At 43.0% G+C, this 14,088-nt stretch carries 9 protein-coding genes; all 9 read right to left on the bottom strand.

Going from position 1 to position 14,088, the window contains the following annotated elements; genetic code table 11:
* Window positions 1-14: 14 nt before the first annotated feature.
* A complete protein-coding gene (locus IGI76_RS07655) occupies window positions 15-3,443 on the bottom strand; it encodes a pyruvate carboxylase (protein WP_333719119.1) in 3,429 nt (1,142 codons plus the stop codon).
* Window positions 3,444-3,465: 22 nt separating this feature from the next.
* Entirely contained in the window at window positions 3,466-4,629 is a 1,164-nt protein-coding gene (locus IGI76_RS07650) for an FtsW/RodA/SpoVE family cell cycle protein (RefSeq protein ID WP_087627421.1), read from the bottom strand.
* Between the two features lie 2 nt (window positions 4,630-4,631).
* Window positions 4,632-4,931: a YlaN family protein gene (locus IGI76_RS07645; protein WP_010748186.1), complete on the bottom strand. Its 300-nt coding sequence runs from the start codon at window positions 4,929-4,931 to the stop codon at window positions 4,632-4,634.
* A gap of 370 nt (window positions 4,932-5,301) precedes the next feature.
* Entirely contained in the window at window positions 5,302-6,336 is a 1,035-nt protein-coding gene (locus IGI76_RS07640) for a diacylglycerol kinase (protein ID WP_005225980.1), read from the bottom strand.
* 10 nt (window positions 6,337-6,346) lie between these two features.
* Window positions 6,347-7,777 carry an Asp-tRNA(Asn)/Glu-tRNA(Gln) amidotransferase subunit GatB gene (gene gatB / locus IGI76_RS07635; protein ID WP_201689039.1) on the bottom strand — a complete coding sequence of 477 codons (1,431 nt, stop codon included), beginning with the start codon at window positions 7,775-7,777 and terminating at the stop codon, window positions 6,347-6,349.
* Complete coding sequence (gene gatA / locus IGI76_RS07630; RefSeq protein ID WP_086295271.1) at window positions 7,774-9,246, bottom strand: Asp-tRNA(Asn)/Glu-tRNA(Gln) amidotransferase subunit GatA; 1,473 nt, start codon at window positions 9,244-9,246, stop codon at window positions 7,774-7,776. Before gatA ends, gatB begins: the two co-directional genes overlap by 4 nt.
* Entirely contained in the window at window positions 9,246-9,551 is a 306-nt protein-coding gene (gatC, locus tag IGI76_RS07625) for an Asp-tRNA(Asn)/Glu-tRNA(Gln) amidotransferase subunit GatC (RefSeq protein ID WP_005225977.1), read from the bottom strand. Before gatC ends, gatA begins: the two co-directional genes overlap by 1 nt.
* Before the next feature lie 215 nt (window positions 9,552-9,766).
* Window positions 9,767-11,797, bottom strand: a complete 2,031-nt coding sequence (gene ligA / locus IGI76_RS07620; protein WP_086295266.1) for an NAD-dependent DNA ligase LigA — start codon at window positions 11,795-11,797, stop codon at window positions 9,767-9,769.
* A gap of 13 nt (window positions 11,798-11,810) precedes the next feature.
* Window positions 11,811-14,054 carry a DNA helicase PcrA gene (gene pcrA / locus IGI76_RS07615; protein WP_005225975.1) on the bottom strand — a complete coding sequence of 748 codons (2,244 nt, stop codon included), beginning with the start codon at window positions 14,052-14,054 and terminating at the stop codon, window positions 11,811-11,813.
* Between the last annotated feature and the right edge of the window lie 34 nt (window positions 14,055-14,088).

Genomic DNA, 14,088 nt, shown 5'->3' with positions numbered 1-14,088 from the left:
TGCTGATCGACTCCTTATTTTTCTTTGACTTCAATCAGAAGGTCTCCTGACTGGATTGGTTCCCCATCGGTTACGTAAACATGCTCAACTACACCAGAGAAGCGAGCTTCGACGGAAGTTTCCATCTTCATCGCTTCAGTGACCATCAAAGTCTGTCCACGTGCCACTCGGTCACCTTTTTTGACTAATACTTCTAAAACTGAACCACTCATGGAGGCACCGATTTGTTCTTTGTTCGTTGGCTCTGCTTTGCGTTTTGTTTGAACAGAACTGATGATCGAACTATCTTTCACAACGATTTCTCGTCGTTGACCGTTTAAGTTAAAGAAGAGGGTCCGATTGCCTTCGATATCTGGTTCACCGATTTCATCAAGACGAATGATCAAGATTTTGCCTTTTTCTAATTCGACATTGATCGTTTCGCCTAAGCGCATACCATTAAAGAAGGTTGGTGTATCAAGGACTTTTACATCGGCAAACTGCTCATACGCTTTTCGATAATCCAGGAAGACTTGCGGATACATCAAGTAGCTCAAGACTTCTTCGTGTTTTGGTTCATAGCCGATTTTTTCCGCTAGTTCTTGTTTCACTTCGGCAAAATCAACTGGTTTGGCAAAGGTTCCTGGTCGTTCCGTAAAGGCTGGGCGTCCTTTTAAGATAATACGTTGCAATTCTTTCGGGAAACCGCCGACTGGCTGACCTAACTCGCCTTGGAAGAAGGTGATCACTGATTCTGGGAAGCTCAATGTATCGCCTTTTTCAAAAATATCTTTTTCTGACAAGCCATTTTGTACCATGAAGAGCGCCATATCGCCCACGACTTTCGAAGAAGGTGTCACTTTCACGATGTCTCCAAACATCATATTGACTTCATGATACATTTCTTTGATTTCATCCCATTCTTCGCCTAAACCAACGGCTTTGGCTTGCTGCTGGAGATTGGTATATTGTCCTCCTGGCATCTCATGCTTGTACACTTCCGTTTGAGGGGCGTTCAAGCCATTTTCAAAGGAATGGTAGTACATGCGAACATCTTCCCAATAGTGATTCAATTGTTGGATATTATCCACATTGATCTCTGGGCAACGCTCGCCGTTTAAAAGAGCATAATACAAACTACTCATACTTGGCTGACTCGTTGCGCCACTGATAGCTGACATAGCGACATCCACGATATCAACGCCAGCTTTGGTAGCTGCTGAGTAAGTGATAATCCCATTCCCGCTGGTATCATGCGTATGCAGATGGATCGGTACATCGATCGTATCTTTTAACTCACTGATCAAACGATAAGCCGCTTGCGGTTTTAATAATCCAGCCATATCCTTGATAGCAATAATATGGGCACCAAGATTTTGCAATTCTTTTGCCATGTCTTTGTAATATTGTACCGAATATTTTTGGCGGGATGGATCATTGATATCCCCTGTATAACAAATCGTCGCTTCTGCAATTTTCCCCGTATCGCGAACGGCTTGGATACTTTTCTCCATTTGTGGGACCCAGTTCAAACTATCAAAGATTCGGAATACATCGATTCCTTGTGCCGCAGATTCTTTGATGAATTCTTCCAAAACATTGTCTGGATAATTGGAATATCCGACAGCGTTGGAGCCTCTAAACAACATTTGCAACAGGGTATTCGGCATTTTTTTCCTGAACATCCGCAATCTTTCCCATGGATCTTCTGTTAAGAAACGGTACGCAACGTCAAAGGTTGCTCCACCCCACATTTCACTTGAGAACAATTGTGGTAGGCCAGCTTCCGTCATCGCGGCAATTTTCTTAAAGTCATGGGTTCTTACACGAGTTGCCAACAAACTTTGATGGGCATCTCGGAAGGTTGTATCCGTCAGTAAGACATTCTTTTGTTGACCGATCCATTCAACGACACCCTCTGCACCTTTCGTATCTAAAATATTTTTGGCGCTGACAAAATCAGGCGTTGCTTGGATGTGTTGTGGCATCCGTGGTTCATTGTAGAAAGGTTTCTTTTGTTTTTCGATTCCCGGGAATCCATTGATCGTGATTTCACCGATATACTTCATGGTTTTGTTTCCACGGTCACGAATCCGAGGGAAATTGAATAGTTCTGGCGTATTGTCGATAAAAGTGGTTTTGGCTTCCCCTGAACGAAAGGCTGGATGAGAAACAACATTACGCATAAAGAGAATGTTTGTTTTTACACCACGTACTCGGAATTCTTTCAGACAGCGCATCATTTTTTGAATTGCTTGGTCGAACGAAGCTGCATGCGTACAGACTTTTACAAGTAGCGAGTCGAAATAAGGGGTTACCACTGCACCGGCATAAGCATTTCCGACATCTAAACGAACCCCAAACCCACCTGGAGAGCGGTAGGTATCGATCTTACCAGTATCTGGCATAAAATTATTCGCTGGATCTTCTGTCGTCACGCGACATTGGATCGCAACACCCTCAAAGCGAATGTCTTTTTGTTCAGGAATCCCGATTTCTTTATGCAAGTCTTTGCCTTGTGCAATCAAAATTTGTGTCGTCACGATGTCTAAATTGGTGATCATTTCAGTGATCGTATGTTCCACTTGGACCCGTGGGTTTACTTCGATAAAGTAGAATTTGTCGCCCTCTACTAAAAATTCCACGGTTCCAGCATTGATATAGCCGACATGCTTCATTAGTTGAACGGCTGCTTGGCATATTTTTTCCCGTTGTTCATCAGTCATTGACACACAAGGTGCCACCTCGACTACTTTTTGGTGGCGGCGCTGAACCGAGCAATCACGTTCAAATAAGTGAACGACGTTTCCGTGCGTATCTCCTAAAATTTGGACTTCAATATGTTTTGGATTACTAATGTATTTTTCAACGTAGACTTCATCGCTACCAAATGCCGCTTTGGCTTCACTTTTGGCACGTTCGTAGCCGTCTCTTGCTTCTTTTTCATCATGAGCGACACGCATGCCTCGCCCACCGCCCCCAAGGGCTGCTTTGATCATGATTGGATAATCATGTTCGTTTGCAAAAGCTAAAACGTCATCGATCGATGCAACTGGACCGTCAGAGCCAGGAATCGATTGAATCCCTGCCTCGATCGCTGCTGCTTTTGCTTTGATCTTGTCGCCAAAAATATCTAAATGATGGGTGGATGGTCCGATGAAAATCAAACCTTCTTCTTCACAGCGTTGAGCAAATCCCAGATTTTCTGATAAAAAGCCGTATCCAGGATGGATTCCTTCGGCACCGGCCTTTTTCGCCGTGCGAATGATATCTTCAATGTCTAAATACGCATCGATCGGACGTTTGCCTTTCCCTACTAAATACGCTTCGTCTGCTTTAAAGCGATGGACGGAGTATTCATCCTCCGCAGCATAAATTCCGACAGTTTTGATCCCAAGTTCCGCACATGCGCGGAAGACACGGATCGCGATTTCTCCACGATTGGCAACAAGAATTTTCTTCATCTAATCCACTCCATTCAATTGATCAATAATTCAAATAAACCTGTTTCCTCTTTTCTTCGGCACTGATATTTAACACAAAACCGATACAAATCGATAGCATCAGCAAGCTTGATCCACCTTGACTTAGAAATGGGAAAGTGATTCCCGTCAACGGGATCAAACCAGTGATTCCACCTAAGTTGATAAAAATCTGAGACATAAATAATGTCCCTATACCTATGCACATCATGGAATTAAAGGGATCTCTTGAACGGATACCGACAAGAAAGATTCGTCCCACCATATAGAACAAAACACCTAAAATGATGATCGATGGGATCAGCCCTAATTCTTCCATAACGATCGAAAATATATAATCGGTGTGCGCTTCGTTTAAGAAGCCACGTTTTTGGATACTATTTCCAAGCCCGCGCCCGAACAGCCCACCGTTGAACATTGCGTAATACCCATTAACCATTTGATGACCTGTATCGTATTCATCAGCAAACGGGTTCAAAAAAGATGAAAAACGACTATAGACATAGTCGGGTAAAAGCTTACCACCGGTTAGATTCACAAACAAGACGATCAACATACTACCGATAATACCTGCCACACCTAATATTAAGGTATACAGGTAATTCAATCCGCTAGACAATAACACGACAAATGCCAGCAACATAACGATTACAGCATTCCCTAAGTCGGGATAAAGTGCCATGATCCCGGTGTAGACAAAAACGATTCCGATTGGACGCCAAACCGTTTTCCAAAATTCTTGTTGGATACCTTTTTGACGATAAGATAGCGTCACCGATAAAAACCAAATCACAATAAACTTTAAATACTCTGCTGGTTGAATGGAAAAGCCAGCAATCGATAACCAACCGAGTGCCCCATTTCTTCTTGGGAAAAAGAAGGCAGCGATCAATAAGAACAAGATGACGATCATGGCGATCTGGACAAATTTTTTGTTCCGAAAAACATCCGTTTTCATTTTATACATGACAGTGATCGCTATTAGGCTCACCAACCAAAATAATGTTTGATTGATGACGTAAGAAGCAGCTGTGGTCGGTTGTGTGGCGGTCATCGCAACGTAAGATGTGGAACTATAAACCATCATCAAGCCCGTGACACACATAACAATATATGGTAATAAAATACTATAATCTAATAAATGTCTTTTCTTTACTTTCTCTGGCAAGTTTATGCCTCCTTGCCGATGTCAGGTGTCCGCTGGTCCTCGTAGACCTCGCTATACAATTGGTTCAAATCTTTTTCAAGATCCGCCATCAATTGCTGTCCTGTTTGATTATCAACGATCCCCAAGCGGATCGCAAATGCCACTTGTCGTGATAGACCATACATCTGGGTATCAACCACTTCTTCAAATGCTTTGCATTGTGCGATACATAAACTATTTTCTTGGTTTCGGATCAGCTTTTTGATTCGTTCTGCGTCATCTCTCAGCAGATCAAGCGCTTTTGTAGAATCGATTTGCTCCATTCCGGTCCCCCCATTTCTTCGTTTCACCATTATAGCATATTCTTATTCGCTTTTGCATCCATAGATTGGATAGAAATACGGAAATAACGAACTTTAATGAGCATATATTCGAAAAGTTCGCTTTTTGATGATTATCATTCGTGTTTTGGAAATTTTATTCGTTTTATTTATATGATCCGCGCCCGATCTCGTGAAACAAAGGCGAAACGTGAAACACTTTATAAAAAACGTCCTTTACTAAAATTTAAGAAAAGCTATTCTATCAAGTATTCGAAAAAAAATCGGTGCCTGCTTTTCCACAATTACGTTTTAAAAAAAGAACAGGTCCAAAAGTCCCTGTTCTTTCAACTCGCATGAAAAGAAAAATCGTTTACTTTGTTTCGTCGCCGATCTTGCCATCCCCATTGATGTCCTCATCGGAAAGACGTTCGACTTCTTTAATAAAACCTTCGCTCATCTCTTGATAATTTTGCTCACCAACGACCGCATCGTCAGGGATTTGATCGACATTTGCAAAAAACTCAATATGATTGTGTAGGTTTTCAAAGCGCATAGGAGCATCTCCGCCGTATTCGCCATCAAGGTTGATCATTAAACGATTGACCTGTTCTGGTGCGTCTACTTCAAGAAAAGATGTTTTCGTATAAATCAGGCGACGATCGTTGATGTGTTTTCCACCATTCATCATTAAAGCAACTAAGTGGACGATCTCAAAAATATTGGCCGTTTTGACAATGATCAACGAAAATTTCCCATCGTCAAGCTTTGCATCAGGCGCAATCTGTTCAAAGCCCCCCACTGAATTCGTCAGCCCTAAAAAGAACATCGACGCTCCGCCAATGTATTCTCCGTCTTCATACTTTAGATGCATTTTGATTGGTTTGACACGAGGCAGTAATTCCGCTCCTTTTGCTAGATAAGCTAAGTAGCCAAAAACACTTTTCAGTTCAGAAGGAACATCGTAGGTCAATTCCGTTAAGTGCCCACCAGCAGCAATGTTGATAAAATACATGTTGGGTGTTTTTCCGACATCCATTTTCACTGTCTGCTGCTTCAAAATCACTTCCGCAGCTGCTTTGATATCCGTACGGGGAATCTTTAGTGCTCGTGCGTAGTCATTGGTCGTGCCTCCAGGAATGATCGCCATTTTTGGTCGCTTTTCTAAAGGAGCGATCCCATTGACGACTTCATTGATCGTGCCATCCCCACCGGCAGCTACCACCAAATCAAAACCAGCTTCGCCGGCTCTTCTTGCTTCATCACGAGCGGAAAATGGCGCAGCGGTCGTGGCAAATGCACTCGCCTCATAACCGCCAGTTTCCAAAACATCTAAAATATCTGCTAAGTTTTTTCGAATCAATTCTTTCCCAGATGTCGGGTTGTAGATTACTCTTGCTCTTTTCATCGCTTGCCTCTTATCGCTTTGCTAGTTCTTCTTGCAACAGCTTGTTCACAACGCCTGGATTCGCTTGTCCTTTGGTTGCTTTCATGATTTGACCAACTAAGAAACCGACTGCGCGGTCTTTTCCGTTCTTGAAGTCATCGACGGATTGTTGGTTGTTATCTAATACTTCATTGATCATTGGTAGTAATTGCGCAGGATCTGATAATTGGATCAATCCTTTGGCTTTTACGACTTCTTCAGCGTCGCCGCCGTTTGTGATCAACTCTTTGAAGACTTTTTTCGCAATCTTCGAACTGATCGTGCCATCGGCGATCAAACGAATCATTCCCGCTAAATTGTCTGGGGTTAATTTCGTTTCTGGCAGTTCCAATTTCTCGCTGTTCAGATACGCTGAAACTTCACCCATCAACCAGTTAGAAGCTTGTTTAGGATCAGCACCAGCATCGATGGTTTTTTCAAAGAAATCGGACATTTCTTTTGATAAAGTCAAGACCATTGCATCATATTCTGGTAAGCCCAATTCAGAGATGTAACGGGCACGACGTTTTTGCGGCATTTCTGGCAAGCTTTGACGTACACGTTCGATCCATTCATCATCGATCACAAACCATGGGATATCTGGTTCTGGGAAGTAACGATAATCAGAAGAACCTTCTTTGACACGCATCAATAAGGTTTTGCTGGTTGCTTCATCAAAACGTCGAGTTTCTTGTTGGATCTCGCCTCCAGAAAGCAATACTTTGGCTTGGCGTTTTTCTTCAAATGCCAACCCTTTTTTCACGAAGGACATAGAGTTTAAGTTTTTCAGTTCTGTTTTTGTTCCGAATTGTTCTTGGCCGTAAGGTCGCAACGAAATATTCGCATCACAACGCATGGAACCTTCTTCCATCTTCACATCGGATACTTCTGTAAACAAGATGATTGAACGCAACGCTTCTAGATACGCATATGCTTCTTCTGGTGAACGCATATCCGCTTCGGAAACGATCTCGATCAAAGGGGTTCCTTGACGATTTAGATCAACATAAGAATAACCGCCTTTGCCGTGCATGTTTTTCCCAGCATCTTCTTCCAAATGAACTCGCTCGATGCGAATCTTTTTCTTTTTGCCTTCCACTTCGATCTCGATCCACCCATCATGACCGATCGGTTGATCGAATTGCGAAATTTGATACGCTTTTGGATTGTCGGGATAAAAATAGTTTTTGCGGTCGAAATGCGTTTCTTTTGAGATTTCACAATTCAGCGCAAGCGCAGCTTTCATCCCAAATTCGATAGCCGCTTTGTTCATTACTGGTAAAACACCTGGATAGCCCCAGTCGATCACATTCGTGTTGCTATTTGGTTCAGCGCCAAAGTGAGCAGGTGCTGGAGAAAAAATCTTTGATTCTGTTTTTAATTCTACGTGGACTTCAAGCCCAATGACTGTTTCGAAGTTCATGCCTTATCCCCTCCTAAAATCACTGGTTTTTTCGTGTGGAAATCAGTTGCTTGTTCAAAGGCATAAGCCGCTTTATACATGGTTGCTTCATCAAAATGTTTCCCAATGATCTGCAAGCCGACTGGCAGTCCTTCAGAAAAACCTGCTGGGATCGACATCCCTGGCAGTCCTGCTAAGTTCACAGGAATGGTTAAAATATCATTCAAGTACATGGTGATCGGATCATTGATGTTTTCTCCAATACCAAATGCTACCGTTGGGGAAGCTGGGCCAATGATCAAGTCGTATTGGCTGAAGACCTTATCGAAATCTTGTTTGATCAACGTCCGTACTTGACCGGCTTTTTTGAAGTAGGCATCGTAGTAGCCAGCACTTAGTGAAAACGTACCTAACATGATCCGGCGTTTTACTTCTTCCCCGAATCCTTCACTGCGAGAATTGACATAGACATCTTCTAGATTGCTGACATTTTCTGAACGGAAACCATAACGAATACCGTCAAAACGTTGCAAATTAGAACTTGCTTCAGAAGAAGCGATGATATAGTAAACGGCTACCCCGTATTTTGAGTGTGGCAAGCTGACTTCTTCCACAGTCGCTCCTAACGCACGGAAAGTGTCCGCTGCTTTTAAGATTGCTTCTCGAACGCCTGCTTGGATCCCTTCACCTAAGTATTCTTTAGGCAAAGCGACTTTCATTCCTTTGATATCACCCGTCAAACCTGCTGTAAAATCAGGAACAGCGGCGCCTGCTGACGTACTATCTTTCGCATCAAACCCACTGATGGCATTTAATGCAAAGGCATTGTCTTTCACACCACGCGTCATCGGTCCAATTTGATCTAAAGATGATGCAAACGCGATCAGACCAAAACGAGAAACCCGTCCGTAGGTTGGCTTCATCCCGACGATTCCATTGAAAGCTGCTGGTTGGCGAATCGAACCACCTGTATCGCTACCTAAAGATAATGGGACTTGTCCCGCTGCAACGGCAGCCGCCGAGCCACCTGATGAACCACCAGGTACTTTTGTCTCATCCCAAGCGTTTTTCGTTTTCTTAAAGAACGACGTTTCGGTACTTGCGCCCATCGCAAATTCATCCATGTTTAACTTACCAACTGGAATCATGTCTGCTTGGTAAACTTTGTCCATGACTGTTGCATCGTAGATTGGGTCAAAGTTGCCTAAAATTTTAGAAGCCGCTGTTGTGCGTAGATCTTTCGTAACAATGTTATCTTTGATCCCAATGGGAATCCCTGCCAACACATTGCCTTCAGTGATACCTTTTTGATCGATAGCTTGCGCTAACTCATGGGCTTTTTCTTCATTCAACGCTAGAAACGCATCGACTTTCGGCTCTGTTTCTTTAATGCGAGCAAAGGTTTCGCTCGTTAAGTCTGTTGCAGTAATTTCCTTTGACACTAATAAGCTGTGTAATTCTTCTAAGCTTTTTTTATATAATTCAGTCATTAGGCACCCGCCTCCCCATTATCAATGATTGCAGGCACTTTGATAAAGCCTTCTTCGGATTCTGGAACATTTTTCATTAATTCATCACGGTCCCAGCCGCCGGTCGTTACATCTTCACGCATCACGTTAATCGTTTCTGCGACATTCGATGTGAATGGTACTCCTGTGGTGTCCACTTCTTCAAGTGTTTCAACCATATCAATAATTTTCCCTAGCTGAGAGGTAAACTCATGTAATTCATCGTCTGAGAATGAAAGTTTTGCTAGTTTGGCAACGTGTTTGACTTGTTCTTCGCTGATCGCCATAAAATCCTCCTCTTTCTCGTATCCGTAATCTACGTTTACGTTTTTCCAATGTATTGTATCATTTTTTTAACAAATCATGAAATAGAATTTGAAAATTATCAAATATAATTGCAAATAAAAGCAGAAATCATTTCTTTCCTCGTAGTGCAGGGAAGAAATGATTTCAATTAGACAAGAAAAAACAACTGCTTCTCGTCTGTGACAATGCTTAAAGGTTATTGATCTGCCGAATGACTGCCTTCGATCGCAGCCACCATTTGAGCTTCATCCCAAACGGTGACACCTAGGGATTGTGCTTTGGTCAGTTTGCTGCCTGCCTCTTCCCCAGCAACAACGATATCGGTCTTTTTCGATACACTGCCTGTTACCTTCCCACCGAGATTTTCAATTCGTTCCTTGGCTTCTTCACGAGTGAAGTGACTTAATTTTCCTGTTAAAACGACGGTTTTCTCTTTAAATGGTGATTCGACGTCTTCCAACTGTTCATTTCTAAGCCCCAAATAAGCAAAGTTGACACCCGCTCTTTCAAGTTCATCTAACAGGTCGTGAACTTCTTGATTGTCAAAATACGTGACGACACTTTCAGCAATCGTTGCGCCGATAGCTTCTAGCGAAATGATTTCTTCTTCCTTGGCTTTGCTGAGCGCCCGCAGATCACCGAAATGTTCTGCTAAAATCCGAGCCGCTTTCGCACCGACATGACGGATGCCTAGCCCAAAAATCAAACGTTCAACCGAATTTCCTTTACTCTGATGAATCGCCCGCAACAGGTTATTGGCTGATTTCTCTTTGATTTTATCAAGGGTCAACAATTGTTCTTCTGTTAAAAAGTACAAGTCGGCCACATCTTTAACTAAGGATTTATCGAACATTTGCTCTAAAACACGGGGTCCTAAACCGTCAATGTTCATAGCATTCCGTGAAACGAAATGGCTGAGTCCTTCTTTGATCTGTGCTGGACACTTTGGATTGATACAACGCAAGGCAACTTCTTCATCTAAATGGATCAGCTCACTCCCACATTCGGGACAATGTGTAGGCGATTCAAAGGGTTGACTTGCTTCTGTTCGTTTTTCTTCCAAGACTTTCGCAACCTCTGGAATAATGTCCCCCGCCTTAAAGATGATGACCGAATCGCCAATGCGGATGTCTTTCATTTTAATGAAATCTACATTATGGAGACTGGCACGGCTGACCGTCGTTCCAGCAACACGAACAGGGGTCATCACAGCGGTCGGTGTCACAACACCCGTCCGTCCCACGGTCCATTCGATCGTTTCGATCACTGTTTCCGCTTCTTCCGGTGGAAACTTATATGCCGCCGCCCATCGGGGTGCTTTTACGGTAAAGCCTAGCGCATCTTGATCTTTGAAATTATTGACTTTGATGACTACGCCGTCAATCTCATAGGGAAGCTCACTGCGCTTGTCATGAAACTCTTCGATATATGCCCAAACCTCATCGATGGTGTGGCACACTCTGCGTTCGTGATTTGTACGAAAGCCTAATTGATCCAGTTCATTCAATGCTGAAAATTGATCATTGGCTTCAATTGGTCCAAAGTCAGCTAGTGTGTACAAGAAGGTGCTTAAGTTTCTTTGGGCTGCGATCCGTGTGTCTAATTGTCGCAAGCTTCCAGCCGCTGCGTTTCTAGGATTGGCAAAAACTTCCGCCCCTTCTTCTTCTCGCTGTTGATTCAATTTCAAAAACGAAGCCTTTGGCATATAGCATTCGCCGCGAACTTCCAACGAGATCGGTTCTTTTAATTTCAGTGGAATCGATTTGACGGTCTTTAGGTTTTCTGTAATGTTTTCACCTACCGTACCATCTCCTCGAGTTGCTCCACGAACAAAGCGCCCTTCTTCATATTTCAAGGAAATTGACAATCCATCGATCTTTAACTCGCAGACATAATCTACCGCTTTCCCCAGTGCTTTTTGAACACGGGCATCAAAAGCCACGATTCCTTCTTTGTCAAAGACATCGTTCAGGCTATATAGCGGAATATCATGCGTGACCTTTTCAAAGCCAGGTAAAATGATACCGCCTACTCGTTGGGTGGGTGAGTCTTCGGTTACTAGCTGCGGATAATTGGTTTCAATTTCAACCAGTTCTGCATATAGCTGATCATAGAGATAATCTTCCACGGAAGGCTGATCTTTTACATAGTATTCGTAAGCATACTGATTTAATTGTGTGCGCAGCTCTTCTGCTCGTGATTGGATTTCTTTTGAAGGGACATCCATCCTAATATCCTCCTTATTTTTCAACTTTTTCAATCGGCGCAAAGGCCGCCAACAATCGTTTGACTCCTTGTTGTGGGAACGCCACATCTAATTCAACATCTTGCGCGCTGCCAGTCGTCCGAACGACGGTACCGATTCCCCATTTTTTATGTTGAACTTTCTCGCCAACTTGCCATGTATTACCAGCTGCAGAAGTCTGTTGTTTAGAAGCGACAGTCGTTTGACGCGGCTGTGTATAGCTCGGTTTGAACACTTTTGGTTGAAACGGTGCAGCAGCTTTCGGCTGTGAACGCTCGCCTAATGATTGCAGCAGATCTTGTTCGATCTCTTCGATAAACCGAGACGGACGATTGTATTGGGTCCGACCGTATAATGTTCTGGAAAAAGCGTTGGTCATAAAGAGCTCTTCCTCGGCACGAGTGATTCCCACGTAAGCAAGGCGCCGTTCTTCTTCGAGCTCGCTTTCTTCCATTAAGGCACGAGAAAGCGGGAAGATATTTTCTTCCAACCCAATCAAAAATACCACTGGAAACTCTAGTCCTTTTGCAGCATGCAAGGTCATCAAAGTCACTTGACTACTTTCTTCTTCATAACTATCGACGTCTGACAATAAAGCTAAGTCATTTAAGAAAACACTCAACTTCTCATCTGGTGCATCTGCATCGTCTTCGTTTTGCGCCTCAAATCGTTTGTCGAATTCTTGGGTAACCGATAAAAATTCTTCCAAGTTTTCAAGTCTAGCTTGTGCTTCTAAATTATTCTGGTTGACTAACTCTTGACGATAACCCGTTTTTTCTAATATTTCTTTTGTCAGTTCGGTTACTGATAGGTAAGGAACCATCTGGGCGAAGCCATCCATCATCATCCCAAAGCTTCCTAATTCTTTGCCAGCCTTTCCAGAAATATTCGCTAACTCGACGTTCATGGCTGCTTCTAACAATGACCATTCATGAAGATTCGCAAACGCTCGTAGTTTCTCGACGGATGTCGCACCGATCCCACGTTTTGGTACATTGATGATACGCTCTAAGCTGATGGAATCTCGCGGATTGGCGATCGCCGATAAATAGGCCAAAATATCACGGATTTCTTTGCGGTCATAGAATTTTCTGCCGCCGACCATCGTATAAGGAACGTTGGCTTTTAAAAGCATTTCTTCAATGATCCGTGACTGGGCATTGGTCCGATACAATATCGCAAAATCACCGAATTTACGGTTCTTTTCTGCAATTTGTTTTTGCATTTCACTGACGATAAATCGTGCTTCATCTCGTTCACTATCCCCGCGATAATAAGTGATCTTTTCCCCATCATGATTTTCTGTCCATAGATTTTTATCTGGACGGTTGCGGTTATTTTTGATTACTTGGTTTGCCGCATTTAAAATCGTTTGCGTTGAACGATAGTTTTGCTCTAACAAAATCGTTGCGGCATCTGGATAGTCCTTTTCAAAGTCTAAAATATTTTGCATGTTGGCACCACGCCAACCGTAAATACTTTGGTCCGCATCCCCAACAACACAAAGATTTCGAAAACGAGCGGCCAATAAATTGACCAGTGTGTATTGGGCGTGGTTGGTATCTTGGTATTCATCGACATGGATATAGTGGAATTTCCGTTGATAAAATTGCAGCGCATCTTCATTGTCTTGGAAGAGGCGGATCGTATTCATGATTAAATCATCGAAGTCCATGCATTGATTATTGCGCAGCTCTTTTTGATATTTTTCATAACAACGACCTACGATCTGCTCAAATAGACTACCTTCCATGGCTTGGTAAGCTTCAGGTGTCAACAGCTCGTTCTTGGCATGAGAGATCGTTCCCAAAATAGAACGAGGATCATATTTTTTGGGATCGATATTCAGTTCTTTTAATACCCGTTTCATCAGTGTATTTTGCTCAGAAGAGTCAATGATGGTAAAATTCTTCGAATAGCCAATACGATCAACGTCCCTGCGCAAGATTCTGACACACATCGAGTGGAAGGTTGAAACCCAAACGTCTTCTCCACCCGATCCTAATAGTTGACTGACCCGTTCCTTCATTTCACGTGCCGCTTTATTGGTAAATGTGATGGCTAAAATATTCCATGGATTCACATTTTTTTCTTCTATTAAATAGGCGATTCGGTGGGTTAGGACACGGGTCTTCCCGCTTCCTGCACCTGCCATCAGCAGCAACGGTCCTTCCGTATGCATAACGGCTTCTTTTTGCCGTGGGTTCATGCGTTCAAGTAATTCACTTTTGGATGACATGATTTTAAACATCCTTTCTTTCTCAATCTTCTCA

This window comes from Enterococcus sp. DIV2449a, from assembly GCF_051711225.1.
GTDB lineage: Bacteria > Bacillota > Bacilli > Lactobacillales > Enterococcaceae > Enterococcus_D > Enterococcus_D casseliflavus.
Note: the sequence above shows the minus strand (reverse complement) of the source record. Positions and strands in the feature narration are given on the sequence as shown.